The following is a 306-nucleotide window of genomic DNA, read 5'->3' as shown; positions in this document are numbered from 1 at the left end:
TCCAATATCGTTATCATCTTTACTATTCACTTTCAATCCATACGGCAAATAGCCTGCGATATCTTTTAATTCTATTTTGAGAAATGAAAGTTGCAGTTATAGCAACAATAGCTTTTCACTTGAATTTACAGTTGAAATAATCGGCCATCTTACGGAAACGTTTCACCCACCACTGGTAACCGTCTTTAGCCATTTCGTCCCAGTTGTAAGTAGGAAACCCCCAGTTTTGTATAGAACGAGAAATCGTCGGGCGGCGCACCCGTTTGCACATCCATATTGAAGAGGTGCGGCTCAGTCCATGCCTCT

At 41.8% G+C, this 306-nt stretch carries 1 pseudogene; it reads right to left on the bottom strand.

The features are described 5' to 3' along the window. Window positions 1-130: 130 nt before the first annotated feature. A pseudogene (locus tag D0T57_RS15540) lies at window positions 131-306 on the bottom strand (4-alpha-glucanotransferase); the annotation flags it as partial.

The organism is Dysgonomonas sp. 511, assembly GCF_010501105.1.
Classification (GTDB): Bacteria; Bacteroidota; Bacteroidia; order Bacteroidales; family Dysgonomonadaceae; genus Dysgonomonas.
Note: the sequence above shows the minus strand (reverse complement) of the source record. Positions and strands in the feature narration are given on the sequence as shown.